This is a genomic window from Acinetobacter sp. SM1B, assembly GCF_003289665.1.
Lineage (GTDB): Bacteria > Pseudomonadota > Gammaproteobacteria > Pseudomonadales > Moraxellaceae > Acinetobacter > Acinetobacter schindleri.
Genome location: NZ_QMBM01000022.1, coordinates 1 through 1,461, shown reverse-complemented (window position 1 = coordinate 1,461; position 1,461 = coordinate 1). Strand labels below are relative to the sequence as shown.

The 1,461-nt window shown below is 37.7% G+C and carries 1 protein-coding gene; it reads right to left on the bottom strand.

What is annotated here, in order from left to right:
* Positions 1-463 precede the first annotated feature (463 nt).
* Entirely contained in the window at positions 464-1,444 is a 981-nt protein-coding gene (locus C8322_RS14200) for a sensor domain-containing diguanylate cyclase (protein WP_111810831.1), read from the bottom strand.
* Between the last annotated feature and the right edge of the window lie 17 nt (positions 1,445-1,461).

Below are 1,461 nucleotides of genomic sequence, written 5' to 3'. Positions count from 1 at the left end.
GAGCAGAATATCACTTATAGGAGTTGTTCAAATTTACGGATCCATCTCTGCTCAAATGCTATTTCTGCCGGTAATGTTTTTTCTTGGCAGCCAGCTTTATCCTTCGATAGCGCTTTATCTTTAAACAAAGAATTTTTAGGTTCTGTAATTTTAATGTATATTTCAAACAACAATTATCATAAGAAATGAAGTGCTTATTTAAATCTTGTTCCTTATCAGAGTCACTTTTCAACACACTTAAAGCGCATTTAATTAGATCAATTTACTTTGCAACAAAGTTTATAAAATTTGTAATTGTTAAGTTATAGATGTATTGAATTTTCTTTTTATGGAGAGTCATGCTCAACTTTTACATATAGGCATGAAGGAGAATATTGAAAGATAGGATGATTTTAGAGCATAGAAAATAATCATTTCTGTGATATGAAATACTTAATTATTTACAGAAAATTTAAAGCGTCAATTATTTTAGATTGGTCATGGATTCACTGGATTTTTTCCGACGTTTATATTCAAACATGTTCTGATCCGCTTGTGCGAGCGCTGCAAATAGACCCTGACTCGGATGACGCATCGCCATACCAATCGCTGCGCCAATGTTTGTTGCTGCAAAGGCATTAATTAAACGTTCAACTAAACTTTCAGTACCGGTTTCGTCATTTTCCACACTAAGAATCACAAACTCATCGCCACCTAAACGGGCAACAATATCGTTGATCCGTACATTGTCTCGCAATACTTGTGCTGCATTTTGAATCAGCTTATCACCTTCATCATGACCCAAACTATCATTCACCTTTTTTAGGTCATTCAGGTCAATAAATAATACAGCGGCGGGATGACCATATTGTTTACAACGCTCTTCTTCTGCTCGCAGCAGTTTTTCCCAGGCACGGCGATTATAGAGCCCGGTCAACTCATCTTTACTGGCTTCTTCCTGCAATAATTCATGTTGTCTTATCTGCTCACTCTGACGTAATTCTGCCTGCAAGATCGAACTGAGTAATTGTCCCAACAACTCGACCAGTTGTATATCTTGCACAATAGCTTCCGATTTGGTTTCTGGATCAATCACACAGAGCGTTCCAAACAAACTACCATCTTCTTTAAGGAGTGGCTGACCAATATAAGATTTTATACAGACCTGCTGATTAATCGGCGCTGTGGCATATAAAGGAATTTCTTCAGAGCGAGGTGCAATTCTCGGGGCCTTACCTGCGACCATATGAGAACAAAAAGAATCAGCCCACTGAAACACTTGGCCGGGTCGTATATCATAACCATGGTCTTCACTTTGCAGCACAATCCAGTCTTGGCCTTCTACCCGGGTAATCATCCATAAATCAAATCCAAAATGCTGATGCAGAAACTTTAATACTGCCTCTCCAGCATCCTGAAAACTTTTGAAATTTATCTCTGTACACGACAAAAATAGATAACTCATTGAAATAATGTCATAAT